Consider the following 25,997-nt stretch of genomic DNA (forward strand, 5'->3'; position numbering starts at 1 on the left):
ATGTAGGGGGCTGGTGTATTCCGATGCGGTATTGATTAGACGTCCGTGTCACGACTGACAAACAAAGGTAGTGATAATCTAACCAAAGAGAATCTACGGTAAAGAGGAGTGGATTAAGGTTTTAGCTTCGGATTACTCTCTGAGGTGATGGGAGATATTGCCTTGACTGCACGCACCAGTAGAGTGTATGCTCTTCGGAGAGAAGGGACGCTTTTTAGGGTGAAGCAAACATCCTTATTATTATGCGATTAGCGCGGAGCTGTGGAGGGATAAAATGAACCAGTACTGGTCGCTGAGTGGACCAGTACTGGTAAGCAATAGTGACCAGTAGTGGTCTGATCGCCGACCAGTACTGGTTGCTTTGCGAAGGAATGGTGGAGTGAATTGCCTCTTCCCACGATTGGGCGGTAGGGATATAAGCGTCACGCCCCACCATCCGCTGTGGGATGGTGGGGCGTGGCGATAGTAGGTGTACCCCCGAGCAGAATCGAACTGCTATCTAAAATTTAGGAAATTCTTGTTCTATCCGTTGAACTACGAGGGCTCATCTCCTCTTGCGCAGAGCTCTTGTCGCGCTGAGATGCGGGGCAAAGATAGTCATTTTATACTTGCACCCTCAGTGAGCAGACGTGAGGTCAGAGACGGAAGAAGTAGTTTAGCGTCGCCCCAAAGTACATCTCCGACGATTGTACATAGGTCGAGCCACGCTTAGAGCTCCAGAGGTTGCCCAGCCCGTAGACGAAGCGCCCTTCGAGCTCGATGCGCTGACGCTTGCCGATGGGGATGCTTATCCCAGGCCCGCCACCGAGCCCCCAGAAGAAGCGATCGCGCACAGCCATACCGTGGCGGGTGGAGTCCAGTGCGGACATATTCGCCTCGCCCGAGCTGGTAGCTGATTCTCCGAGCTGGTAGCCGAAGAATGGCCCCGCATTGATGAAGATGCGGATATCGCCCGAGCGGAAGTAGAGGTGCGTCAGTAGGGGAAGCTCGAGATAGTCGAGTGTGCGGCTGTAGCTCGTGGCGAGCGAGTCATAGCGCTCCTGCCAGCCACCACGGCGGTAGTTCAGCTCGGCCTGCAGTGATGCTCCGCGCTCGACGTCGTAGCGCACGGCGATACCAGCAACGGGACCCGTGTGCAGGCGCTGACGTACCGAGGGGACGAAGGTGAAGCGACTGGCAGTCACCCCACCATGCACCCCGACGGATACCGACTGAGCGAAGGGCTCCTTCGTCGTCTGCGCACTAAGACGCGCTCCTGCTACTGCGAGCAGGAGGCATATCAAGATGAGGCTGTGGCGGAGGGAACTAATGAGCTTCACGCGTGATAGCACCTGAGCTGGGGTAGTGGACGAAGAAGAAGCGGGTATTCGTGTACACGTTCGCCTCGTCGCTACGCTGGAGGTAGAAGTCGAGCTGGAGGCCGTCCGAGGGGATGGACGACATGCTGTTGATGAAGTTGCGGCCGTACATCGAGTAGGCGCGGATGAAGTAGCGTGCCAGGTCATAGCCGAGGACGCTGTACTTCGGATAGGAGTTGCTGACCTTGTGGCTGAACCATCCAGTGAACTGACTCAGGAACTCCTTCGACTCGGCAAGCGTAGGATCGAAGAAGAACGTCGAGTAGATGGTCGTGTTGTAGCGGCGCAGGCTCTGCTGGAACTGTGAGCCGTAGGCCTGCCACTGAGGGTGGCCGAAGAGCGTGACGCCACTCGTACGCGTGCCGATAGCCGCCATAGTAGCCATAGCGAGGTTGCGGTCGGGAGAGACGGGGACGACGACAGCGTCAGAGCTGATACCTCCGACGGCACCGCTACCTACCTGTATGGAGCGGAAGGGCAGACCTGCGTGGCTGAGTGCCGAGCGGAGCTGGCTGACGAAGCCGTCTTCCGTGTCGCCAAGGCGTGAGGCGAAGATGACTTCGCGGCCCTTGTACTTCTGCAGGAAGGCAGGGATGACACGGTCGATGATGGTGGAGGTGTGAGCGTTGGTCAGGATGACACGGCCTTCACCTGTCTCAAGGTGGCTGGCCTTGCTGAAGGGGATGATATAGTAGTTGTATCCTGATGCTGCGGAGATAGCACGGATCTGGCCCTCGGTGACACCACCGATGACGAGGTTCTTACCACGGAGCTTGCCAGCATCGATGTAGGCATTCAGCGCTTCATCGTTGGGTACATCCAGCGTGGTGAGCTGCATAGAGATCCCAGCTTTCTTGAGCTGATACATACCGAGGAGGAAGCCTTCGTAGAACTCGACGAAGTGCTTGTCCTTCTTCAGCGGTAGGAGCATGAGGACGCGCGTCTGCGAAGCGGCTACCTGTGAGGGTAGGCTACTCTCATTGTCATCCTGCTTAGGGGTGGTGGTCGTGGCGCTGTCGCCCTTAGCACCGGGGATGACGAGCTCCATGCCGACCTTGACGGTGGAGGAGGTTACCCCAGGATTGGCGCGTAGGAGGTCCGCCAGGTCAATGCCGTAGCTACGGCTGATGCCATAGAGCGTCTCGCCCGTCTCTACGCGGTGCTTCTTGGGGCTCTGCGAAGAGGACGAAGCTGCGGAGGTGGTGGCAGGTGTAGCGGGAGTAGAGGGGATGAGGAGCTTGTCGCCGACCTTGATCTGCTGGCGGGCCCATGGGTTGAGCTCGTAGACCTTATCGATGGCGACACCGTAGCGACGTGCGATGCTATACACCGTCTCTTCGCGCTGGACCTCGTGCTCACGGATGCGTCGCCCGCCCTGGGCGCTGGCACCTACATATATAAGGAGTGCGGTCGATAGCAAGAGGTGTGCGCGGCGGCAAGTGTCGGAGAGGGTCATCTGTCTATACTTAGTCTTGTGATGAATATGGGGCAAAGGTACTTAATCGTGTGCAAATGAGCTCGGAGCTACTCGGGAGAGCTGACGTAGTCGGTGACTCCAGAGGTGGTGAAGGAGGCCATCTCACGGAGCATTCGCGCAGCCGAATCGAGGATAGGGAAGGCGCAGATAGCCCCCGTCCCTTCGCCAAGACGCATGCCTAAGCGCAGGATGGGATCGGCCCCGAGGTAGCGTAGGAGACGAGCGTGCCCCGCCTCATCCCCTGCATGTCCATAAAACGCATAATCAGTGACTGCTGGGTATAATGCCCGTGCCATAAGTAGGCAGGCCGTCATAATGAAGCCATCAACGAGGAAGGCCACGCGGCGCTCTGCTGCACGGAGCATCGCCCCGACGGTGACCACCATCTCGTAGCCACCGAAGTAGCGGAGTATAGCTTCGGCATCCACAGGACCGCGATAGTTGTCCACAGCCTGGCGGAGGATGGCGAGCTTGTGCTGTACGCCGTCGTAGTCAAGTCCGCTCCCACGACCCACACATTCCTCGAGAGGAAGGTCGGTGAGGTAGTACATCCAGAGTGCCGAGGTAGAGGTGTTGGCGATGCCCATCTCGCCGAAGGAGAGGAGCTTACATCCACGCTCGACGGCCTCGTCTACTGAGACGACGCCGATAGAGATAGCGCGGTCGACCTCCTCCTCAGTCATAGCGGACTCGTGGAGGAAGGAGCGGGTACCTCGGCGGATCTTGCGGTGGATAAGTGCTGTCCCTTCGAGGGGGAACTCGTGATCTACCCCGACGTCGACGATGTGTAGAGCGAAGTCATGCTGTCGGCAGAGGAAGCATATCCCCGCTCCACCACGTAGCATGCTGTAGACGACCTGATGGGTGACCTCGCGCGGGCTCTTGCTCACGCCCTCGGTCTCAATGCCGTGGTCGGCAGCGAAGACGAAGTGCTCACGTGGCGAAAGGCTGGGCTGTAGGGTGTCTTGGAGTGCGGCGAGGCGTGCGGCGAGTGTCTCGAGCTTGCCCATGGCGCCCAGAGGCTTAGCGATCTGGTCGATGTAGCATTGGGCGCGGTAGATCTCTTCCTCGGGGATGGGGCGGATATCGAAGTCTTGCATTGTGATAGGGAGTAATTCGAGTGAGGTCAGCCCTTGACGGTGAGGGGAAGGCCACTAACCATCAGGGTGACGCGGTCTGCGCGGGCGGCTACATGCTGGTTCATCCAGCCCTGTAGCTGGGTGAAGAGGCGCTGTGTGCGGGACTCGGACATACCGCCCATGCCCAGCTCATTGGTAACAAAGATGAAGGTGGCGTCCTGCTGGACGAGCGTGTCGAACTCCTTCTTGAGGGCTTCGAGCGCACGATCGACGTCCTGCTGCATGTCGAAGAAGTAGTTCGTCGCCCACAGCGTGATGCAGTCGATGAGGACGACGCGCCCCGTGAAGTCGTGCTTGGAGGGGCGGATGTCCTCCTCGATGTTCGTCCACTCAGGGCCGCGACGCTCCTGATGACGCAGGATGCGCTGGCGGAACTCTTCGTCCCAGATGCGGGCCGTCGCCAGATAGACGGGCTGCCCGCTGAGGCGCAGAGCTTCGCTCTCGGCATAGGTGCTCTTGCCAGAGCGCTCGCCGCCGGTGATGAGATGAATGTAGCTCATAGGTAGTCAGGTGATGGTAGTGGCAGTGTGGTTAGGCTCGTGTCCCCTCGATGCGACGCTGGAGGATGTGCTGCATCACGGTGATAGCAGCGGCAACGGAGGGGATATGATGCACGCGGATGATGTGGCGCCCCGAGCGCTGGACGAACTCGCACTGACGGCTGTTGCGTGCCATGTACTCGAGGAGTCGACCGAAGGTCTCCGAGGCGTAGTACGGGCTGGAGGTATCGGCGATGAGGTGGAGACTCATAGAGCCACCCTTGAGTACGACCTTCTCGATGCCGAGGTGATGGCCGAGGCGGCGTAGGCGAGGGATGAGGATGAGTTCTTCGGTCTCTGGGGGAAGGGCACCGAAGCGGTCACGCAGTCGGGAGGCGAAGTCCTCAAGCTCCTTGTCTTCGCTGAGGCTGTCCAGCTCACGATAGAGGAGGATACGCTCGCTGTCCGAGGGTACGTACTCATCGGGAAGGGCAAGCTCGAGGTCACTCTCTACCTGCGTCTCGACGACGAATCGGTCGGCGAGCTCGCTACCGTCACTCTGCTTATCGTCGTCAGCATAGACGTGTGCGAACTCATCGGCCTTGAGCTCTCGGATAGCTTCGGAGAAGACCTTCTGATAGGTCTCGTAGCCCATGTCGGTGATGAAGCCACTCTGCTCGGCGCCGAGGACGTTGCCTGCACCACGCTGGTCGAGGTCCTGTAGGGCGATGCGTATGCCACTGCCCAGATCGCTGAAGCTCTCGATAGCACGCAGGCGGCGCTTGGAGTCTTCGCTGAGCCCCTCGAGCGGAGGAGTGAGGAGGTAGCAGAAGGCCTTGCGGTCGCTACGTCCTACACGGCCACGGAGCTGATGCAGTTCGCTTAGGCCATAGTGGTGTGCATCGTGGATCATGATGGTATTGGCGTTCGGCACGTCGATGCCATTCTCGATGATCTTCGTCGCTACGAGGACGTCGTACTCGTGGTTACCGAAGTCGATGAGGATCTGCTCCATCTCCTTCGGTGCCAGCTGCCCGTGGGCGACGGCGATGCGTGCGTCGGGGACCTCGCGCTGGATGAGGGCGGCGAGGTTCTCAATGTTGCTGATGCGGCTATTGACGAAGTACACCTGCCCATTGCGACTCATCTCGAAGCCCACGGCCTCGCGGATGATCTGCGGGGTGGTCTGCGTTAGGAGGGTCTCTACGGGACGGCGGTTGGCAGGCGGGGTGTTGAGGTTCGAGAGGTCACGCGCACCCATCAGGGAGAACTGCAGGGTACGGGGGATAGGCGTGGCGCTCATCGTGAGCGTGTCGACATTGACCTGAAGCTGACGGAGCTTCTCCTTCGTGGCGACGCCGAACTTCTGCTCTTCGTCGATGATCAGCAGGCCAAGATCGTGGAACGCTACGTCCTTGCTCGTCAGGCGGTGCGTGCCGATGATGATGTCGATCTTCCCCTCACGGAGGTCTGCGAGGATAGCGCGAAGCTCCTTCGGCGTGCGGGCACGTGAGATGTAGTCGACACGGACGGGGAAGTCCTTCAGTCGCTTGGAGAAGGTGCGGTAGTGCTGGTACGCTAAGACCGTCGTGGGGACGAGGACGGCGACCTGCTTGCCGTCGGTGGCAGCCTTGAAGGCAGCACGCACGGCTACCTCCGTCTTACCGAAGCCGACATCCCCGCAGAGGAGGCGGTCCATCGGATAGGGGCGCTCCATATCGGCCTTCACAGCGGTGACGGCAGCGGCTTGGTCGGGGGTATCCTCGAAGGCGAACGATGCCTCGAGCTCGTGCTGGAGGTAGGTATCGGGGTTGAAGGCAAAGCCCTCCGTCTCACGACGCTTGGCGTAGAGACGTATCAGATCACGGGCGATATCCTTGATGCGCTTCTTCGTGCGCTCCTTGATACGCTGCCATGCCCCTGAGCCGACTGCACTGAGCGTGACTTCTTTCCCCCCTTCGCCCGAGCGGTAGTGGGAGAGCTTGTGCAGGCTATGCAGGTTGACATAGATGGTGTCATTGTTGCGGTAGACGAGCTTGACGAACTCCTGCATGTGGTCGCCCTGAGGCATACTCACCAGGCCGTCAAAGCGCCCGATACCGTGGTCGGCGTGGACGATGAGGTCGCCACGGCTGAAGCTCTGGATCTCCTTCAGCGAGAGTGTGACCTTCCCCGAGCTGGCCTTGTCGCTACGCAGGGTGTACTTGTGGTAGCGGTCGAAGAGCTCGTGCTCGGTGAGGAGTACCCAGCGGTGGTCTTCGTCGACGAAGCCCTCGTGCAGGCCGAGGGTCACCTCTGTAGGTAGCTCGGCTTCGCTGAGGCGTGGGGTGAGGATGTCGCGGGCACGCTCGTGACCCTCACGGCTCGCTGCACATATATATATGGTATAGCCGTCGGCGCGCCAAGAGCGGATCTGGGCAGCTAAGCCATCATAGTCCTTGTGAAAGAGGGGCTGGCGCGTGGTGTGGAAGTGCAGGCCATTCGGTGTAGCCTCGTCCGTCAGTTCGTAGCCCGAGAGAGCCTGGATCTCGGAGAAGAGTTGGCTGGGCTCGATGAGCATGCGACGCAGCGCCTCAAGGTCTTCGAAGCCCTCGCCGTCTTGCAGCAGTGGGGCTTCGGTCCAAGTCATCTCGAGGCGGGTACTTAGCGATCCACCACCCGAGAGGAGGAGCTGGGTGCCTGCAGGGAGCAGGCTGATGAGCGATGTGAGATCGCCCGAGCCCTGAGAGAGGTCGGGACTCAGCGTGATCTCTGTGAGTTGACGTACGGAGAGCTGGCTATCGACCTCGAAGCAGCGTACGCTCTCCACTTCGTCATCGAAGAAGTCCAGACGGTAGGGGAGCTCGGAGGCAAAGGAATAGATATCGACGATGCTCCCACGCAGGGCGAACTGCCCCGGCTCATAGACGTAGTCCACACGCTCGAAGCCCCAGGCGAGGAGCTGGTCACGCAGGTGGTCACGCTCGATGACGTCCCCCCGATGGATGATGAGGGGCTCTTCCTTCGTGCCACTCTCCTGGCGGATACCCTCCATAAGGGCCTCGGGATAGGTGACGAGGATGGGTAGGGGAGTGCCGCCTGGTGCTGCTGCACTTATCAGGGCGCTGAGTACCATAGAGCGCAGGAGGGCACTCGACTCATCGCGGTGCCCATAGCGGATCGCACGGCGATAGGCTGAGGGGAAGAAGAGTACACCATCCTCGCCCAAGAGCTGGGCTAAGTCCGAATAGAAGTAGCCAGCCTCCTCTTCGTCACGTAGGAGAGCCATGAGCGGTGCTGCCTCGCGGATGCGCGGAGCGACGAAGGCACGGGCAGAACCCATGAGCCCCGAGAGGGAGCGACGGGTGTGAGGCGGAAGGGGCTGGGAGAGGGAGACTCCTTGCTCAGAAAGCCCCGTCATCAGCGGCGGCTGGAAGGTAGGGCGGGATGGATTTGTATCGACCTGTTTCACTCTGCGAAGATACGGCTTCTCCCCCACGTATGGAGCCTGCCGTGCTATTCCTTTTCGTGGGGCAAAAGCTACCTCTCGGAAGTGCCTTCCTACGGCGGGCTTTTCTGCGCCTTCGTAGTAAGGGTGTGCGAACCGTATTGGTCGGTGGGCTAACCTATATAGATCGCTGCGATGACCTATATAGGTACGTGGGTAGAGCTATATAGTATGGTGAAGAAAGCTATATAGCTTTATGAAGTGACCTATATGAGGTTGTTGCTCCGCGTAGGGATAAAAGTTGTGGAGGAGTGGCAGATAAGTTGGGACTACGTACGTGGCTCTAATATCTACGTACGTGGATATTTGGATTGACGTGCCTGGTCTTTAAGACTACGTACATAGACAGAGGAAAACCACTACGTGGAGGCGCTTTTTTCTTCACGAGAAGGACACTTTTCCCTGTGCTGGATAAGAAAAAAAGAGGATGGGAGAGGGCGGTCATAGGTGGGAGATCCCATGACGGAAACCCTGCTGAATTCACACGCTTTTGCTGATAAATCAAGGATACTTTCTAAATTTGGGATTATGATCAAGCGGATTTCTCTAAAATGGGTAGCCGTTATCGCTGCCTTACTCTCCTTCTTTCCTTCGCTGTGGGCGGGCTCTTCGGATAGCCTTTTGGTGAAGCTCAATCAGACGATTGAGCAGCGCCCATCCTATATGCAGCGCAAGGAGGAAGCTTTAGAGACCCTGCGACAGAGCTTGAGTAAGCTGAGTGCAGGGAACGTGGAGGGGCGTATGAACCTCTACGAGGCATTGTGGCAGGAGAACCGCTCATACAATACCGACTCCTCGCTCTTCTATGCTACGGCACTCTCCCAGCTGGCACAGCAGGCGGGCAATGAGGAGCAGAAGCAGAACGCCCTGCTCCATCGGGCTACGGCATTGATGACGATCGGGATGTTCAAGGAAGCCGATGAGATCATCAAGCCGCTGCGTGAGGGGGGCGTCCTCCCAGGGCAGCGTAGCCAGTTCTTCCACCTCTGCCGAAGCCTCTTCGGCCTCATGGCGGACTATGCCGTGACGGCGCAAGAGAAAGCGGCCTATGCCAGCCTCACCGATGACTTCCGCGACTCGCTGCTGACGATTTATGAGGCGGGGTCGAATATGTATCGGATGATCTATGCCGATAAGCTGACTGCCCACGGCAAGTATGCCGAGGCCCTACGTGAGCTCCTGCCCTTCACGCCGACGGGCGATGGGCGCTTCGATGCGGGCTACCACTACACCATCGCCGAGGCCTACTACCACATGGGGCGTATCGAGGAGGCCCGACACTACTACACGCTGGCCGCTATCAGCGACATGCAGAGCGATACACGTGAGTACATCGCCCTGCGCAAGCTCGCTGTGATCCTCTTCCAGTCGGGCGACATCGACCGCGCCTACCACTACCTCACGCTGTGTATGGCCGATGCGAAGGCGTGTAATGCCCGCCTCCGTATCCTCGAGATCCTCGATACCTTCCCCGTCGTCAATGAGGCTTATCTGGAGAAGAAGCAGCAGCAACAGCGTGTCATCACAGGGGTCCTTATCGCCATCAGCCTCCTTGTCGTGAGCCTCATCTTCGCCATCTTCAGTGTCCTGAAGCAGAAGAAAGCCCTACAGCAGGCGCAGACGGATCTGGCGCATGCCAATAGTCAGCTCAATGAGGTCAACCGCACGCTCGTGGAGTACAACGAGGAGATGAAGCGGCAGAATCAGCTCATCACCGAGACCTCGTACCTCAAGGAGGCCTACATCACTCAGTACATGGATCAGTGCTCGAGCTATCTGGAGAAGATGGAGAGCTTCCGTCAGCGTCTGCGTCAGCTCCTCAGCGCTGGCAAGACGAAGGAGATCCAGCAGGCCCTCACCTCATACAATCAGGAGGTCGAGACGGAGCTGGCAGAGTTCTACGATAGCTTCGACACGACCTTCATCAACCTCTTCCCGACCTTCGTCGAGGACTTCAATGCGCTCCTCCGTGAGGACGAGCAGGTACAGCTCAAGCCAGGGCAGAAGCTCAATACCGAGCTGCGTGTCTTCGCACTCATCCGTCTCGGCATCACCGACAGCACCAAGATCGCACACTTCCTGCGCTACTCGGTGACGACGATTTACAACTACCGTACCCGCATGCGCAATCGTGCTCGAGGCGATCGTGACGAGCTCGAGAAGCAGGTCATGGAGATCGGGAAAAAGGCTCTGAAAGGCGCCAATCCGCCCCAATAATTACTACTTTTTTTGTCTGCAAAAAGAGGGTAAGTTGCTAAGTATCAGAGTGGATGTTTCTACACCAACTATATACTTAGTACCTCACCCTCTTCGCGTATGCATTTCGTCTATCTTCGTTGGTAGCGATCCAGGTGAGCTACGGCTCAGCCACTCATCTGAGTCGCCAGATACCTACCTGTTGGGATAAAAATTCTAACCTACATATCAATGATGGAAACTGTACAAAGCGTGGATACCTCGCTGCGGCGACTACTCCTCTCATCGACCTTGGTACTCACCTCGGTCAGCCTCTTTGCCCAGACCGTGAGTGTCAAGGGCACCGTGACTGATCCAGCAGGTGAGCCCATCATCGGGGCGACCGTCCTCGAGAAGGGTACGACCAATGGTACCATGACCGATGCCAAGGGGCACTTCGTCCTCAAGGCTAAGAATCCTAAGGCTACGATCCGTGTGAGCTACGTCGGATACAAGCCCCTTGAGATAGCCCTCGATGGCCGTCGTGAGATCAAGGTCGTCCTCACCGAAGAGGCGGCTACACTCAATGAGGTCGTCGTCGTCGGCTATGGCACGATGGGTAAGAAGGAGCTGACCTCCGCTGTCACCCACGTCTCCTCCAAGAACTTCTCTCAGATGGCTACCGTCGACCCCTCGATGATGATCCAGGGGAAGGTCGCTGGTGTGAGCATCACGAATACCGGAGCAGGTGACCCCAACAATCAGGCAAGCATCCAGGTGCGTGGGGTCTCCTCCCGTGCTGCAGGCCTCGGCCCACTCATCGTCATCGACGGGGTGCCTGGTGGTAACCTGACGAACCTTAACCCCAACGATATCGAGAGCTTCGACATCCTCAAGGATGGGGCTGCCAGTGCTATCTATGGTACGCGCGGATCCAATGGGGTCATCCTCGTGACGACGAAGAAGGGCGCCCGTGACGGTAACCTACACACGACCTACACGGGTACGGTCTCCTTCGACGTCATCAAGCGTGAGCTCGATATGCTCAGTGCTGATGAGTATCGTGCGAACCGCTTGGCCTCGGGCGTCGGCTACGACCTCGGGGGCAGTGTCGACTGGCTTGATGCGGTGAGCCGCGTCGGGGCACGCACCCAGCACTCCCTCAGCCTCAGCGGTGGTAGTGCTCGCTCGAACTATCGTGTGTCGGCTGACTACCGCAGCGCCAATGGTATCGATCTCTATTCGGGGCGTGAGGAATATGGTGCGCGTGTCGCACTGAACCACACGACGAAGGGTGGGCTCATCACCTTCTCGCTGAATGTCGCTCCCCGCGTCGCCTACCGCAAGAATGCTTCTTGGGATGTCTTCCGCAATGCTGTCGAGGCTAACCCCACGACGCCTATCATGGACCCCAAGGATCCTTCGCTCTACTACAACTTCAAGGGGCAGGCTGCTGGCTACAATCCGCTTGAGCTCCTGAAGAAGGACAAGAGCACGGGTACGACGAAGCTCCTTGACTGGGACGGTACCGTCAAGCTCAACCTCCTGCCTCTGCTCCTGAATAAGGAGGATCGTCAGACGCTGACCACGCAGCTGACCTTCGCAGACCACCAGTATGACAACTACAATCAGTGGTTTCGCCCCTCGACGAGCACGCTGGCGATCAATGCCGGTCGTGAAGGTGAGGCCTCACAGGACTACTCGAAGAGTGCTATACGTACCCTCGAGTGGGTCACGAACTACGTCAACTCCTTCGGCAATCACAACTTCAAGGTGATGGCAGGGTACTCCTATCAGTATGAGCAGTACTCAGGGCTGAACGCTGCGAATAAGGACTTCCCCAACGATGCGCTCGAGGATAACAACCTCGGTAGCGGTACTTACGCTAAGGATGAAGGGGAGCTCGGTATGGGGTCCTATAAGAATGACTCCAAGCTCATCTCCTTCTTCGGCCGTGTGAGCTACGACTGGAAGGGTCGCTATATGCTGACGGCTTCACTCCGTCACGAAGGCTCGTCAAAGTTCGGTGAGCACCACAAGTGGGGGAACTTCCCCGCTATCTCTGCCGGCTGGCGTATCTCTGACGAAGCCTTTATGGCTGGGACGAAGAGCTGGCTCACGGACCTCAAGCTTCGTGGTGACTTCGGTATCACGGGGAACCAGTCCTTCGACAGCTACCGCTCGCTCAACACGATGTCGGGCTTCGGCTACTACCTATATAATGGTAAGTACTATCAGGTATGGGGACCTGGCAAGAACGTCAACCCTGACCTGCGCTGGGAGAAGGGCCAGAACTGGAATGTCGGTCTCGACTGGACGCTCTTCGGTGGTGACCTCTATGGCTCCTTCAACTACTACAGCCGTAAGCAGCAGGACCTCCTCGGTGACTACAATGTCTCGGTGCCTCCCTATCTCTTCACCTCGACCTTTGTCAACGTAGGTACGATGCGCAATAGCGGCTTCGAATTCGACCTCACGTGGAATGCCGTCAAGACGAAGGACTTCACCTACACGATCAATGTCATCGGGGCTACGATGAGCAATAAGTTCGTGGACTTCAGTAACGATAAGTTCGTCGGGCAGGACTACTACGACGTCGTCAGCACGGAGGATCCCTATCCCTTCCACAACCTGCAGCGTATCGAGAAGGGCAAGCGTATCGGGAACTTCTACATGCTGAAGTATGCTGGGGTAGATCCTCAGGGCCGCTGGGTAGTCTACGACAAGGACGGCGACAAGGTCCTTGCCGATAATGCTACCGACGATGACCGTCAGTATGTGGGCAATGGCTTGCCTCAGTTCACCGGCTCGATGACCCATACCCTGCGCTACAAGAATATCGATGCCTCGCTCTTCTTCCAGACGGCACTCGGCTTCGACCTCTTCAATATCCACGACTTCTACTATGGGACGCGGAACTTCCAGGGCAATGTGATGGACAAGGCTTATAGCAAGAATAAGATCGTCTCGCAGAACCCCATCGTCTCCGACTACTTCCTCGAGCCCGGGGACTACCTCAAGCTCTCCTCCGTCAGCCTCGGCTATACGCTGAATCTGAAGAAGAAGTACATTGATGCTGTCCGCATCTACGCTACGGCGAGCAACCTCTTTACCATCACCAAGTTCTCTGGTATCGACCCCTCGAACTATCAGGTCAATGGGCTGAACCCAGGGGCTACGGGCTCTCGCTCGTACTACCCCTCGACCCGTCAGTTCATGATCGGTACGCAGGTGAACTTCTAATCTACTGATGGACATCACTGTCTGTGACATCATACAGAGTAAGCAATGAGAAGGACAATGAAATATATGGCAGGTGCGCTCGTCGCTGCCAGCCTCGTGGGATGTACTAACCTGGACGAGAATCTCTACGATCAGGTCGCCTCACAGAACTACTATAACACGAAGTCGGACGTCATCCGTGCCGTCTTCCGCCCCTTCGAGCACGCCTTCTGGAGCGTGCAGAGCCGCCACGTGCTCAATGAAGAGTCCGCTGACCAGCTCATCACCCCCACCCGCGAAGACTGGTGGGATGATGGTGGACGCTGGGCGCGTATGCACCGCCATGAGTGGCTCACGACCAATGGCGAAGCCCAGACGGAGTACAATGGTTGCTTCCAAGGGATCATGCAGGCTAACCTCGTGATCGAGGACCTCGAGCAGCGCTCAGCCGCGAAGTTCGGGTTCTCTGATGCGGAGTTCAAGAACCTCAAGGCGCAGAATAGAGTGCTGCGTGCGTGGTTCTACCTCCGTCTGCTGGACGCCTTCCGCAACGTCCCTCTGGCGGTGAGCTACTATGACACGAGCAAGAACTCCACGGGTCAGGTAGAGCCTCGTAAGGTCTATGACTTCATCGAGTCTGAGCTGAAGGCCGCCCTGCCCGAGCTGACTCGCAAGACATCTCTCGGTGGCAATCAGGCTATCCAAGGGCAGTGGACGCAGGCCAGTGCCGCAGCTCTCTTGGTGCGACTCTACCTCAATGCGAAGGTCTACATCGGTGAGGATCACTACACCGAGTGCGCGCAGTACGCTCAGGATATCCTCAACGGCAAGTACGGCTCCTACAAGGTAGCTGACCGCTGGGATGCTGCCTTCGACTGGGACAACCAGACCTCCGACGAAGTCATCTTCGCCTTCCCTGCCTCAGCAGGTCGCACGCACTGGCACTACACCGGTGATATGTACTGGTGGTCTGTCCCCTCTAAGGCCAGCGACTGGCTCAAGGATACGAAGAATAAGGTCGGTACGCACAACATCAAGTACTCGGCTTCTCCCAGCTACAACCCCAAGGGAGAGAAGTACACCTATGAGCTGGGTATGCCTATCGAGCGCTTCAAGCAATATCCCTCCGATGTCCGCCTGAAGATGTACACGAACCTCGGCAACAACCGCCGCGAAGGGCTCTTCATCTTCGGCAAGATCTCCTACACGGATGACAAGGGGCAGACGGCTTACCTCAAGGATCACAACGGGCGCTACACGCTTGACCTGCGTGATGCCGTAGGGAAGTTCGGCGGTACCGACGGGAATAAGTGGCTCGCTACCTCTGAGAGCCGTCTGGAGGACGGGGACGATAACTCTGGCTGGATGTTCGCCAAGTATCCTCTCTACTCAGACGATGAGTCAGGGCAGCTCGAGGCAGACTACTGTGAGATCCGACTGCCTGAGATCATCTACAGCCTCGCCGAATGCAAGCTCCGCAGTGGCGATGCGACCACTGCTGCTCAGCTGCTGAATAGCGTCCGTAAGCGTAACTATCCCTCCACCGACTGGTCGACGGCTCTCTACGCCCCCGAGGGTACGGCACAGCTTGATCTCAAGGAAATGCTCGCCGAATGGGGCCGTGAGTTCTTCGCCGAAGGTCGTCGTCGTATCGACCTCATCCGCTTCGGGAAGTTCCTCGATGCTTGGTGGGATAAGAAGGCTGATGCCGATAGCCACACACTCATCTTCCCGCTTCACCGAGATATCCTTGGGGCTAACCGCAACCTCAAGCAGAACCCCGGCTACTAACTCCACTACATACTAAGGTGTAATCTCTAAAGCACACAGATTAGACATGAACAGAATATTCAAGTATGGGATATGGGCTCTCGCAGTGCTCGCCGTCCCAGCGGTCCTCCAGTCATGCCATGATGACAAGGACATCGTAGTCATCGACGAGGAGCTCCCTCTCAAGGTCGACCATCTCTATATGGTAGGTGACGCTACGCCTGCGGGCTGGAGCATTGACAATCCTGCCGAGCTGGTACGCGATGCCAGCAATAAGTTCGTCTTCACTTACCATGGCCGTCTCGCCGCAGGGGAGCTGAAGTTCCCTCTCGCTAAGGGCGACTGGGGGGCGACCTTCATCTATGCTCCGAAGGCAAACACCGAGATCAATAGTAAAGGTGTCGCCGAGAGCGGCATCAGCGTTCGCCGAGGTGGTGACGACACGAAGTGGAAGGTCACCGAGTCGGGTACCTATCTGCTGACGATCAACCTGCGAGAGCGCACGATTCAGGCTGTCTATGAGGGCGCTGAGCCCGTGACACCTATCACGACCTCTACGCTGGGCTTCATCGGTGATGCTACTCCCGCGGGCTGGTCAACGACGGAAGCTACGGCCTTCACGAAGACCTCCGATAGCCCTCTGCAGTTCACCTATGAGGGCGCACTGAAGACGGGCGAATTCAAGCTCGTCTCTGACGCTACGGTCCTCAAGGACTACGCTGGTCCCTACATCCAGGCTCCCGAAGCAGGTGTGACACTCAGCCACGAAGGGGTGTCCAAGCAGGGTATGGTCGCTGGTGGTGCAGACAATAAGTGGACGGTCACCGAGGCTGGGACGTATAAGCTCGTCTTCGACGTCACGAACCGCACGATCAAGGTAGAGTCCTTCACCGCTGCCCCCAAGAGCGATCCTTGGAAGACCGAGACGCTCTACGCTCTTGGCGATGCTGCCGGTGGCTGGAATATCGGCGAGGCGCTTGCCTTCAAGAAGGTCGGTGAGCATAAGTTCGTCTACGCTGGCGAGCTCAAGGCTGGAGCACTGAAGCTCATGGCTACGAATACCGGTGGCTTCGATGACGTGGCTAAGGACTGGTTCTATGCTTCGGCTGCCGATGTCGAGATCTCGGACGCTACGACCAGCGCACTGGACGTCGTCGCTGGTACCAATAAGAGTGCTGACAATAAGTGGAAGGTCACGAAGGCTGGCAACTACGTCCTCACCATCGATATGAAGACGCACAAGCTCACCGCCGAATACGTCGGTGGTGCCAGCACGAGTATCGCTACTGCTGAGGCACGCCTCGTCGGTGGTGCTACGCCTAAGGGCTGGGATATCAAGGGGACGGCGATGACGAAGAGTAGCTCCTCGCCCCTCGAGTTCTCATGGCAGGGTGCTCTCGGCACTGGGGAGTTTAAGGTGGCTCTTACCTCAACCAACGATGACTTCTCTGGTGATTGGCTTCAGGCACCGCAGGCTGATACGGAGGTGAATGCCTCGGGCATCAGTGCTGGCGACGTCGTCAAGGGCGGTGCTGACCACAAGTGGAAGGTGACGCGGGCTGGTACCTACAAGATCACCATCAACTTCTCCACGAAGAAGATCAACGTCACGTATATCGGTGCATAGCCGACGACTCTAACAAGACAATAGGAATATGAAGAAATATCTCATCGCCGCACTGGCGCTGGCAGCTTTCATGACCAGCTGCAATAGCAACACGTGGGACGTGACGAGTGACCTCAGTGTCGACAAGGTCGACCCTACGCAGGGCCTGACGCCACTGGCTCAAGCCCCAGGGATGGACTATGCTCCGCTCTACTGGAGCGTCTATGGTGCACTGCGTCAGCAGGAGAAGGATGGCTCATTCCCCAATATCTTCACCGAGAAGGATTGGGATGAAGCTATTGACTTCGTCGCTACCAACCTCAAGCCCTACGGCTACGATATGCTCGTCACCGATGGCTTCGCTGCCATGGGTGGGGACGATGGATATATGACGCGCTACAGCCGCTCTCAGAAGGATGAGAGCTCTCCCGAGATCGAGCTCTCGACGATCATCACCAAGCTCAAGGCTAAGGGCCTCAAGCTCGGGGTCTACGACAACCCCTTCTGGCTGCACTATAGCAATCCCAATGCGATCATCCCAGGTACTGATGGCATCACTGTCGGTAGCCTGCGCTACAATCCCGAGAAGGATAAGGATGTCCTCCACCCCACGAAGAATGATCAGTTCGGCTGGGTGCTCACCGATCATCCTGGAGCTGAGCAGCACTTCGAGGCCTTCTTCAAGCACTACGCTGATATGGGCGTGCACTTCATCCGTATGGACTTCCTCTCTTGGTATGAAGATGGTATGAACTACAGCGACCAGATCGACCGTGGCTATGGTCGTGAGCGCTATGTGCGTGGGATGCAGTGGATCAATAAGTACGCCCGTAAGTACGGCGTCTATGTCTCCCTCGTCATGCCTCACCTCAAGAACAATGCGATCATCGAGAAGTACGCCGGCAATATGATCCGTATCAATGCCGACGCTCTCGAAGGCTCTTGGTACCGCTTCTCGGAGAACAATCGTGGCTCGCTGCGTGGTGGCTGGCCTAACTCAGAGAATGCCTTTGACGGCTTCATCAACTGGTCGAAGATCTCGGGTCGTGGTAAGGTTCGCCTCGATGGGGACTTCATCCGCCTCGGCTCCTTCGCCAGCGATGACGAGAAGCGCTCGGCTATCTCCCTGCCTCTGATGGCAGGTGGGCCTATCGCTGTCACGGACTACCCCAATGCCCATGACCTCACCTTCTTCCAGAATGAAGAGCTGCTCGCCCTGCAGAAGGACGGCTTCGTCGGTCAGCCCTACAAGCGTGACCTCTGGGGTATCGATGGCGAGATCTGGTACGGCCAGCTGAAGGACGGCTCTTGGGTCGTCGGCCTCTTCAACCGCGATCAGTCTGCCGCCACGCGCTCCGTTATGCTCTCACAGATCGGCATCCACGGCTCGTGGAAGGCTCGCAACCTCTGGACACATGAGGATGAAGGTACGGTCTCAGGGACGATCTCCGCAGAGATCCCCGCGCATGGCTGTAAGATCCTCAAGCTCTCGAAGCTGTAAGATCCTCCGCTCCGAGCATCTATTTAATGTTGAGTAGAGCCTCTTGCCCTATGCGGGCAGGCTCGTAGTATGCCCCAGTCCAAGTGCGGGCTGGGGCATGCCTATCTCTAAGAGTTTATACCCATACCATTCATATAGCTAAGCAGATATGAGAAGATTCTTTATGCTTATGTGCCTCGTGTGCCTGGGGCTCGCTGGTCGAGTCCATGCCTCCGAGGTGACATCCCCCAACGGTGAGATGAAGCTGACCTTCACCCTCCGTGACTCCAAGCCCTACTATTCGGTCTCCTTCCGAGGTAAGCCCGTCATCAAGCCCAGCCGCCTCGGCTACGAGCTCCACAATGCGGAGAACCTCCTCGAGGGCTTCACGCAGACGGGGGAGAAGACCTCGACCTTTGACGAGACCTGGACGCCTGTCTGGGGCGAGAATAAGACCATCCGCAATCACTACAAGGAGCTGCTGGTGGGTCTCATCCAGGAGAAGACGGGGCGTGTGATGAACCTCCGCTTCCGTGTGTATGACGAGGGCGTCGGCCTGCGCTATGAGTTCCCTCAGGAGGGCAGTAAGCTGAATTACTTCGTCGTCAAGGAGGAGTGCACCGAGTTCGCCCTCACGGGTGACCATATCGCTTGGTGGATCCCTGGTGATTACGACACGCAGGAGTACGAGTATTCGCGCTCACGCCTTAGCGAGATCCGCCCGCTCTTCAAGAAGAAGGTGACGGACAATGCTTCACAGACTTCCTTCTCCGAGACGGGGGTACAGACCTCTCTGCAGCTCAAGACGGACGATGGTCTCTACATCAACCTCCACGAGGCTGCGCTGGTGAACTATCCTGCGATGCACCTCAATCTCGATGATAAGAACATGGTCTTCCGCTCTTGGCTGACTCCCGATGCACAGGGTATCAAGGGCTACCTCCAGACGCCCTGCCAGAGCCCTTGGCGTACGATCATGATCACCGACGATGCGCGCAAGGTCCTCTCCTCGCACCTCATCCTCAATCTCAACGAGCCCTGTAAGATCAAGGATACCTCTTGGATCCACCCCACGAAGTACGTCGGCGTATGGTGGGAGATGATCTCGGGTAAGGGCGACTGGGCCTATACCTCTCAGTTCCCCTCCGTCAAGCTCGGCATCACCGACTACGCGAAGGCTAAGCCCTCGGACCGTCACTCAGCGAATAATGAGAACGTCCGCCGCTACATCGACTTCGCCGCTCAGCATGGCTTTGGTGGCGTCCTCGTCGAGGGCTGGAATATCGGTTGGGAAGACTGGTTCGGCAACTCTAAGGAATATGTCTTCGACTTCCAGACGCCTTACCCTGACTTCGATATCAAGGCGCTCAATGAGTATGCGCACTCCAAGGGCGTGAAGCTCATCATGCACCACGAGACCTCCTCGTCCATCATGAACTACGAGAAGCACATGGACCAAGCCTATCAGCTGATGAAGGACTATGGCTATGATGTGGTGAAGAGCGGCTATGTCGGCAACCTCATCCCTCGTGGTGAGCACCACTACAGCCAGATCGCTATCAATCACTACCAGCATGCCATTGAGCGCGCTGCAGACTACAAGATCATGGTCAATGCCCACGAGGCTGTCCGTCCTACGGGGCTCTGCCGTACCTATCCTAACCTCATCGGCAACGAGAGCGCACGTGGTACGGAGTATCAAGCTTTCGGCGGGATCACCCCTGGGCATACGGCTATCCTTCCCTTCACGCGTCTGCAGGGCGGCCCCATGGACTACACGCCTGGTATCTTCGAGATGCAGTGCTCCAATGGCTCACGTGCCAACTCCACCATCGGGGGGCAGCTCGCGCTCTATGTGACGATGTACAGCCCGCTGCAGATGGCTGCTGACTTCCCCGAGAACTATGAGAAGCACCTCGATGCCTTCCAGTTCATCAAGGATGTCGCCCTCGACTGGGATAAGTCCATCTACCTCGAGGCTGAGCCTATGGAGTATATCACCGCAGCTCGTAAGGCAAAGGGCTCCAGCAGCTGGTTCGTCGGTAGCGTCACGGGTCTGAAGCCTCACAACTCTACCCTGCGTCTGGACTTCCTCGACAAGGGGAAGACGTATGTGGCTACGGTCTATGCCGATGCTCCCGATGCCGACTACAAGACCAACCCACAGGCCTATACCATCACTAAGGGACTGGTCACGGCTAAGTCCGTCCTCAAGCTCCATTCGGTAGCTGGTGGTGGCTATGCTATCAGCATCGTAGAGGCTAAGGATACGAAGGGTCTCAAGCCCCTGAAGTAATCCGCCTATCCTATATAGATAAGGAGGCTGAGCTACGGCACTATGCCTGTGCTCAGCCTCCTCTCTTTGTGCCCTTGCTCGCCCTCATGATACCCCACACACTCTATATATAATATTGTATGCGTATGCCGAAGATGATCTCGAGCCTCTCCCTCTCTGCAGCTCTCCTCTTCTCAGCTGAAGCTCAAGAGCCCACACTACCCCGTATGGAGCTCGCTACCGATAAGGCCTGTTATCTACCAGGCGAGATGGTACACCTCACCGCCTCGGGTACACCTCCCTCCGCCCTCTTCATCCGCTACCGCCACGGAGCGCAGATCCTCGCTGAGGTCCCCTATGCCGAGGTGGTGAAGGCTGGCCGCTGGTCATGGCGCCCTCCACGGCGGGACTTTCAGGGCTACCTCGTAGAGGTCTATACCCGCTCTGCCGAATGTGAGCTGGTCGTCGCTACCATCGCCGTCGATGTATCCAGTGACTGGCGACGCTTCCCCCGCTACGGCTTCGTGGCGGACTTTGATGACGGGGGAGACCCTGCTGCCAAGCGCACCCGCATCGCCGAGGAGATGGCCTTCCTCAATCGCTGCCATATCAATGGCGTGCAGTTCCAAGACTGGCAGTGGAAGCATCATTATCCCGCTCCTCTCGATGCTAAGGGGCAGCTGATGCCCGCCTACCGCGACGTCAGCAACCGCTGGGTCAAGGCCGAGCACGTCCGTCACTACATCGAGCTACAGCACCGCTACGGGATGAAGTCGATCTTCTACAACCTCTGCTTCGGGTCGTGGAAGGGAGCTACGGAAGATGGTGTGCAGGAGGCTTGGGCGCTCTATGCTCGGCCCAAGGATGGTGAGAGGTATCAGGACTTCCACGGCCTGCCCTCGAGCTGGCAGAGTAATATCTACCTCCTGGATCCAGGGAACGCAGATTGGCAGCGCTATCTCTGCGACCGCAATGACGAGGTCTATCGGCTCTTTGACTTCGATGGCTACCAGATCGACCAGCTCGGCAGTCGTGGTCCACGCTATGATGCGACGGGGCGCGAGGTCCATCTCCCACGCGCCTATGCCTCCTTCATCAAGGCGGTCAAGAAGCGTCGTCCCGAGAAGCGTCTCATCATGAATGCCGTCTCGGGCTATGGTGCTGCCGAGATCATCGGCACAGGGAAGCTGGACTTCTGCTACAATGAGGTCTGGGGCAATGGCAACGGCTATGGAGGTACTTCCGAAGCGGCCTTTGCCAACCTCTATGAGATCATCAAGCGCAATGATAGCCTGAGCCGTCACCGCCTCCCTACGGTCTTCGCTGCGTATCTGAACTATGATAAGGCCGATCACGGTGGGCGAGGGGATAAGCTGATGAATACCCCAGGTGTACTACTGACCGATGCGGTGATGTTTGCCCTCGGAGGCTCACACCTCGAGCTGGGAGACCACATGCTCTCTCGCGAGTATTTCCCCGCAGCACCCCTGGCGATGAGTCCCGAGCTACGGGGGGCTATCGTCCACTACTATGACTTCCTCACGGCTTATCAGAACTGGCTCCGTGGGACGACCTCCCGCCATGCCTTCACACCTCGTATCTGGACGACGAGTACCGACGTCCAGCTCACGACTTGGCCTCCGAAGGCAGATGCTATCACTGCCTTCGCTAAGCAGGTCGGCCCGAGACAGCAGGTCGTGCATCTGCTGAACTTCCTGGGGACGAATGACCTCTCTTGGCGGGATGTCGATGGCACTCGCCCTGAGCCTCGCTTGGTGCGTCAGCTACCGCTCCAGTTGGAGAGTGCGGAGCGTGTCGTCCGTGTCTGGGCAGCCTCGCCTGACCTGCGTGGCGGAGCCCCCGAGCTCCTGCCATTCACCCAGCGTAGCGGGGTGGTATCGGTTACGCTCCCTGCGCTCCACTACTGGACGATGCTCGTCCTGGAGCTGGCACCTGCTCGTTAGCTCCCCCTCATTCATAAGTTGATAGGTGTTGTTGGCCCCGTCTCGTAGACCCTCGGTCTATGGGGCGGGGCTTCGCCTTATCGCGCGTATTCCTCTTGTCCAGCGGAGGGAAAAGCGTCCTTCTCGTGAAGGAAAAAGCACCTTCACGTAGTGGTTTTCTTCTATCTATGCACGTAGTCTTAAAGACCAGGCACGTCAATCTAAATATCCACGTACGTAGATATTAGATCCACGTACGTAGTCCAAACTTTTCTGCCACTCGTCCACAACTTTTATCCCTACGCGGAGCAACAACCTAATAGAGGTCACTTCACAAAGCTATATAACTTTCTTCGCCATTCTATATAGGTCGTCATCGCGACCTATATAGCTTCGTCGTCGGACCAATATAGCTCAGCCCGCCGACCTATATTGGTTGATAGCTCTCCCTTATATTCCTCCCCATTTCTCGGCAAGGGAAGAGGTGGCATTGGGGGGCTCTATAAATGCGTTCGTAAAGGAATTAAAGAACAGCGTATCTGTGCCTTCTGAATGGAGAGTACACTTGTGATAAGGGCTCTTGGCGTGCCCTCGGGTGGCGGAGTGTTAGTTGTTGGGGAAATAATATTTTTGGGGTGAACGGATCGCGTGATCCTAATTGCAGTCATTAATACCCCAAGCGTATGAAAAAGACGATACTGCGTGTGGCGATGAGTAGCCTCTTTCTTGGCTTCGCCACTCTGAGTGCAGCTTTCCTCTCCTCGTGTGATAAGGAGAAGGAGAGACCAGAACCGATATCTGGCTCTTTCCCCTCGAAGCACCCCATCTCAGGCTTCTTCCGAGTGATTAAGGCTGAGGCAACCCTTACACCTGTGGAGAAAACCCCACAGAAAGATCGATCAGATTACCTCTGCTGGGAGATTGTCCCAGGCTCAGAGATCCACTATTCGCTCATACGTGATGAGGAGAAGGTCTCGCAAATATATAAGGAGCGTAAGATGCGTGAGGATGTCACCTTCTACAGTGTGATTGGGCCGTTCAATACATTGGGTGTCCATGGGCTGCAGGCCATGACGCTGAGCTTTACTCGTGACGCAGATCATGTGGTGACGGATCTCTCCTCGCAGGCACTACTCAGCTACGAGCACCTGTATAAGACGTACTATGAGCGTGAGCCACTCGCACCAGGTGCTAAGACTTGGTATTATAGGTTTTTAGCTCATGAAGTTGGGCCTAAGACTATTCGAGAAGAAGCGAGCTTGGCAAGTCTTACTCCAAAGGATCTTTGGTGGACCTTCTGGGGGTACTACTTAAATTCCGAATTCACTCCTCGTGATGCCTCTGCCTACCTCTACCTGAAGAAGGATGCTGTCGACTTGACGGCGGGTAAGCTCGTCCTCACATTTGTCCGCGACGAAGGAAATCCTGTGAAGGTGGAGCTTCCCACGAAGTAGCCTCTTGCCTATCATAGATGCTCCCGACCAGTGCCTTCAGGAGGTGCTGGGCGGGAACGTCTGTATGAAGAAGTGTCGGGTGAGGGAGCTTATGTCGGTGATTTTTATTACCTTTGTGGCAAAGAGATGATCGAGAGAGGAGGCGACAGAGCTTCCTCTCTTTGCATTCATCCCCTATTATCCTACGAGACGCGTCATGATCGATAAGAGCTATATCGAGGGAATTGCTTCCCAGTACTGTGCCACCGAGCACCCCGATTATTATATTGTAGAAGTCGCTGTCCACCCTGGCAATCGTATTATCGTCGAGCTGGGTGCCCGTGGGGGCATCAGCATCGATGCATGCGTAGCTCTCTCGAAGCATATCGAGGGGCAGCTGGACCGTGAGGCAGAGGACTTCGAGCTCGAGGTAGGCTCCGCAGGCCTCACCGCACCCTTCAAGGTCCTCCGTCAGTACACCGACGCTATCGGTGAGGAGGTCGAGGTGCTCCGTAAGGGAGGCATCAAGGAGAAGGGCGTCCTCTCCGACGCTACTGCCGAAGCGATCACCCTCACCGTCGTACGCAAGGTACGCCCCGAGGGTCAGAAGCGCAAGATCGAGGTCGAGGAAGCCCTCCCCATCCCTATGGATGAGGTGCTACAGACCAAGCGCGTCTTGAAGTTCTAAACTCACCACCCTATCCAAGTAGAAGAATAAACCTATATAATAGCCCCATGGCAAAGAAGAAAGAGACTACCAGCTTGATCGAAGCGCTCCTCGAGTATCAGGAGCTCAAGAGTATCGACCGCAATACGCTGATCGCGGTCATGGAGGATTCCCTCCGCAATGTCCTGTCGAAGATGTTTGGCTCGGACGATACCTTTGACGTCATCATCAACGTCGAGAAGAAGGGTGACTTCGAGATCTGGCGCACGCGTCACGTCGTCGCCGATGAGGACTTCGTCGATGAGGTGCGTGAGGTGCCCCTGAGCGAAGCCCAGCGCTTTGACTCGGAGATCTCCGTCGGCGAGGACTTCGTCGATGCAGTCGACTTCAACTCCTTCGGTCGCCGCGCAGTCATCAACCTGCGTCAGGCCCTGGCAAGTAAGATCCTCGAGCTGCAGAAGGAGCACTTCTACCACAGCTTCGCAGGCCGTGTGGGCGAGCTGATCTCCGCCGAAGTCTATCAGGTATGGAAGCGTGAAGCCCTGCTCATCGACGATGAGGGCAACGAGCTCCTCATGCCCAAGACTGAGCAGATCCCTGGCGACTTCTTCCGCAAGGGTGAGACGGTACGCGCTGTCATCGAGCGTGTAGAGAACGAGAACAGCAATCCTAAGGTCATCCTTTCGCGCGTAAGCCCAGAGTTCCTCAAGCGTCTCTTGGAGCTCAATGTGCCTGAGATCGCCGATGGCCTGATCACGATCCGTGCCGCAGCCCGTATCCCTGGTGAGCGCGCTAAGATCGCCGTAGAGTCGTATGACGACCGCATCGACCCCGTAGGGGCTTGCGTCGGGGTCAACGGTTCGCGTATCCGCAGCATCGTCCGCGAGCTGAAGGGTGAGAACATCGACGTGACGACCTACACCACGAACCCCATGCTCTTCATCCAGCGCGCACTCAGCCCTGGGAAGGCCGTGGCTATCGCCCTCAGCGATGAGGACGAAGAAATCAAGCAGGCCGAGGTCTACATGCGCCCCGATCAGGTGCCCTTGGCTATCGGTAAGAACGCTGCCAACCTCAAGCTGGCCTCTCTCTTGACGGGCTACCGTATCGAGATCTTCCGCGACGAAGAGGGTGCTACGGGTGAAGAGGATATCTACCTCGACGAGTTCTCTGACGAGATCGACGAGCAGATGATCCAGGCCCTCAAGGAGGAAGGCTACACTACGGCTAAGTCCGTACTGCGCGAGGATCGTGCTACGCTCCTTGCGAAGACTGAGCTGGACGAAGACGTCCTCGACCGTATCCTCGAGGTCCTCAGCGCCGAGTTCTCCGAAGAAGAGCCCTACGAAGCTGACGAGCCCACCGCTGAGCTCGCCACCGAAGAGGGAGAAGAAGACTAATCCGTCCCGCCCGCCCGCTGCCCAGCTGTCGCTCCCTGTAGTGTAGATACCCATTAGCGAGAAGCCCGAGCAAGCCAGCAGCGAGC

At 57.3% G+C, this 25,997-nt stretch carries 15 protein-coding genes and 1 tRNA gene; 10 read left to right on the plus strand and 6 right to left on the minus strand.

Annotation, left to right across the window (positions count from 1 at the left end; all coding sequences use genetic code 11):
• Positions 1-472 precede the first annotated feature (472 nt).
• From HMPREF1121_RS07065 to mfd, 6 genes are all read right to left on the minus strand, one after another.
• A tRNA-Arg gene (locus HMPREF1121_RS07065) sits at positions 473-544 on the minus strand.
• Between the two features lie 91 nt (positions 545-635).
• Positions 636-1,319, minus strand: a complete 684-nt coding sequence (locus HMPREF1121_RS07070; RefSeq protein ID WP_232223760.1) for a porin family protein — start codon at positions 1,317-1,319, stop codon at positions 636-638.
• The gene (locus HMPREF1121_RS07075) at positions 1,306-2,814 is read right to left on the minus strand and encodes a LysM peptidoglycan-binding domain-containing protein (protein ID WP_044115555.1); all 1,509 of its coding nucleotides are present in this window, start codon (positions 2,812-2,814) and stop codon (positions 1,306-1,308) included. Before HMPREF1121_RS07075 ends, HMPREF1121_RS07070 begins: the two co-directional genes overlap by 14 nt.
• Positions 2,815-2,882: 68 nt before the next feature.
• A complete protein-coding gene (cobT, locus tag HMPREF1121_RS07080; protein ID WP_044115557.1) occupies positions 2,883-3,935 on the minus strand; it encodes a nicotinate-nucleotide--dimethylbenzimidazole phosphoribosyltransferase in 1,053 nt (350 codons plus the stop codon).
• Positions 3,936-3,961: 26 nt separating this feature from the next.
• Positions 3,962-4,474, minus strand: coding sequence for a bifunctional adenosylcobinamide kinase/adenosylcobinamide-phosphate guanylyltransferase (locus HMPREF1121_RS07085; protein ID WP_044115558.1), 513 nt, complete (start codon positions 4,472-4,474; stop codon positions 3,962-3,964).
• Between the two features lie 31 nt (positions 4,475-4,505).
• Positions 4,506-7,904 (minus strand): transcription-repair coupling factor, encoded by a 3,399-nt coding sequence (gene mfd / locus HMPREF1121_RS07090; RefSeq protein ID WP_232223761.1) that lies wholly within the window; start codon positions 7,902-7,904, stop codon positions 4,506-4,508.
• A gap of 564 nt (positions 7,905-8,468) precedes the next feature.
• Here mfd and HMPREF1121_RS07095 point away from each other — a divergent pair.
• The 10 genes from HMPREF1121_RS07095 to nusA all read left to right on the plus strand — a co-directional run bounded on the left by HMPREF1121_RS07095 (position 8,469) and on the right by nusA (position 25,911).
• Positions 8,469-10,157 carry a DUF6377 domain-containing protein gene (locus tag HMPREF1121_RS07095; RefSeq protein ID WP_052353644.1) on the plus strand — a complete coding sequence of 563 codons (1,689 nt, stop codon included), beginning with the start codon at positions 8,469-8,471 and terminating at the stop codon, positions 10,155-10,157.
• Between the two features lie 210 nt (positions 10,158-10,367).
• Positions 10,368-13,358 (plus strand): SusC/RagA family TonB-linked outer membrane protein, encoded by a 2,991-nt coding sequence (locus tag HMPREF1121_RS07100; protein WP_369793564.1) that lies wholly within the window; start codon positions 10,368-10,370, stop codon positions 13,356-13,358.
• Positions 13,359-13,403: 45 nt separating this feature from the next.
• The gene (locus HMPREF1121_RS07105) at positions 13,404-15,128 is read left to right on the plus strand and encodes a RagB/SusD family nutrient uptake outer membrane protein (RefSeq protein ID WP_044115560.1); all 1,725 of its coding nucleotides are present in this window, start codon (positions 13,404-13,406) and stop codon (positions 15,126-15,128) included.
• 46 nt (positions 15,129-15,174) lie between these two features.
• Positions 15,175-16,734 (plus strand): SusF/SusE family carbohydrate-binding protein, encoded by a 1,560-nt coding sequence (locus HMPREF1121_RS07110; protein WP_044115561.1) that lies wholly within the window; start codon positions 15,175-15,177, stop codon positions 16,732-16,734.
• Between the two features lie 28 nt (positions 16,735-16,762).
• Positions 16,763-18,214 (plus strand): alpha-galactosidase, encoded by a 1,452-nt coding sequence (locus HMPREF1121_RS07115; protein WP_044115562.1) that lies wholly within the window; start codon positions 16,763-16,765, stop codon positions 18,212-18,214.
• Between the two features lie 148 nt (positions 18,215-18,362).
• Positions 18,363-20,489, plus strand: a complete 2,127-nt coding sequence (locus tag HMPREF1121_RS07120) for a glycoside hydrolase family 97 protein (protein ID WP_044115563.1) — start codon at positions 18,363-18,365, stop codon at positions 20,487-20,489.
• Positions 20,490-20,614: 125 nt separating this feature from the next.
• The gene (locus HMPREF1121_RS07125) at positions 20,615-22,432 is read left to right on the plus strand and encodes an endo-dextranase (protein WP_232223762.1); all 1,818 of its coding nucleotides are present in this window, start codon (positions 20,615-20,617) and stop codon (positions 22,430-22,432) included.
• A gap of 662 nt (positions 22,433-23,094) precedes the next feature.
• Complete coding sequence (locus tag HMPREF1121_RS07130; protein ID WP_044115566.1) at positions 23,095-23,865, plus strand: hypothetical protein; 771 nt, start codon at positions 23,095-23,097, stop codon at positions 23,863-23,865.
• A gap of 196 nt (positions 23,866-24,061) precedes the next feature.
• Positions 24,062-24,532: a ribosome assembly cofactor RimP gene (rimP, locus tag HMPREF1121_RS07135; RefSeq protein WP_009433673.1), complete on the plus strand. Its 471-nt coding sequence runs from the start codon at positions 24,062-24,064 to the stop codon at positions 24,530-24,532.
• Positions 24,533-24,579: 47 nt separating this feature from the next.
• The gene (gene nusA, locus HMPREF1121_RS07140) at positions 24,580-25,911 is read left to right on the plus strand and encodes a transcription termination factor NusA (protein WP_044115567.1); all 1,332 of its coding nucleotides are present in this window, start codon (positions 24,580-24,582) and stop codon (positions 25,909-25,911) included.
• Positions 25,912-25,997 lie beyond the last annotated feature (86 nt).

Origin of the sequence: Porphyromonas sp. KLE 1280 (assembly GCF_000700805.1) — a bacterium.
Taxonomy (GTDB): Bacteria; Bacteroidota; Bacteroidia; order Bacteroidales; family Porphyromonadaceae; genus Porphyromonas; species Porphyromonas pasteri.

Bases quoted from the DNA above. Each gene is read 5' to 3' on its own strand.
- HMPREF1121_RS07075 (WP_044115555.1), bottom strand. From the start codon at position 2,814: ATGACCCTCTCCGACACTTGCCGCCGCGCACACCTCTTGCTATCGACC.
- cobT (WP_044115557.1), bottom strand. From the start codon at position 3,935: ATGCAAGACTTCGATATCCGCCCCATCCCCGAGGAAGAGATCTACCGC.
- HMPREF1121_RS07085 (WP_044115558.1), bottom strand. From the start codon at position 4,474: ATGAGCTACATTCATCTCATCACCGGCGGCGAGCGCTCTGGCAAGAGC.
- HMPREF1121_RS07095 (WP_052353644.1), top strand. From the start codon at position 8,469: ATGATCAAGCGGATTTCTCTAAAATGGGTAGCCGTTATCGCTGCCTTA.
- HMPREF1121_RS07100 (WP_369793564.1), top strand. From the start codon at position 10,368: ATGATGGAAACTGTACAAAGCGTGGATACCTCGCTGCGGCGACTACTC.
- HMPREF1121_RS07105 (WP_044115560.1), top strand. From the start codon at position 13,404: ATGAGAAGGACAATGAAATATATGGCAGGTGCGCTCGTCGCTGCCAGC.
- HMPREF1121_RS07110 (WP_044115561.1), top strand. From the start codon at position 15,175: ATGAACAGAATATTCAAGTATGGGATATGGGCTCTCGCAGTGCTCGCC.
- HMPREF1121_RS07115 (WP_044115562.1), top strand. From the start codon at position 16,763: ATGAAGAAATATCTCATCGCCGCACTGGCGCTGGCAGCTTTCATGACC.
- HMPREF1121_RS07120 (WP_044115563.1), top strand. From the start codon at position 18,363: ATGAGAAGATTCTTTATGCTTATGTGCCTCGTGTGCCTGGGGCTCGCT.
- HMPREF1121_RS07125 (WP_232223762.1), top strand. From the start codon at position 20,615: ATGCCGAAGATGATCTCGAGCCTCTCCCTCTCTGCAGCTCTCCTCTTC.
- HMPREF1121_RS07130 (WP_044115566.1), top strand. From the start codon at position 23,095: ATGAAAAAGACGATACTGCGTGTGGCGATGAGTAGCCTCTTTCTTGGC.
- rimP (WP_009433673.1), top strand. From the start codon at position 24,062: ATGATCGATAAGAGCTATATCGAGGGAATTGCTTCCCAGTACTGTGCC.
- nusA (WP_044115567.1), top strand. From the start codon at position 24,580: ATGGCAAAGAAGAAAGAGACTACCAGCTTGATCGAAGCGCTCCTCGAG.